The following is a 351-nucleotide window of genomic DNA, read 5'->3' as shown; positions in this document are numbered from 1 at the left end:
ATGTCAGTATAGCCTTCGCCAATGAGTTGTCTATTATCTCAGATAAGCTCGATATCAATGTCTGGGAGCTGATTGAGCTGGCCAATCATCATCCTCGTGTCAATATCTTGCAACCTGGCGCTGGAGTCGGCGGTCATTGTATCGCTGTCGATCCATGGTTCATCGTCAATCAAAATCCAGAGGAAGCTAAAATCATCCGTGCGGCTCGTGAGATCAATGACAATAAGCCTAACTGGGTCATTGAAAAAATCAACGCAGAAGTAGATAGTTTAAAAGCGCAAGGTATCGAGAAACCGACAGTCGAGCTATTAGGTTTAGCATTCAACCCTAACATTGATGATCTACGTGAAA

The 351-nt window shown here is 43.9% G+C and carries 1 pseudogene; it reads left to right on the top strand.

Annotated features, from left to right (window positions below):
• Positions 1–351: pseudogene (locus BTV99_RS12935) on the top strand (UDP-N-acetyl-D-mannosamine dehydrogenase); the annotation flags it as partial.

It is taken from the genome of Psychrobacter sp. Rd 27.2 (assembly GCF_001921755.1).
In the GTDB taxonomy this organism is placed as follows: domain Bacteria; phylum Pseudomonadota; class Gammaproteobacteria; order Pseudomonadales; family Moraxellaceae; genus Psychrobacter; species Psychrobacter celer.
Note: the sequence above shows the minus strand (reverse complement) of the source record. Positions and strands in the feature narration are given on the sequence as shown.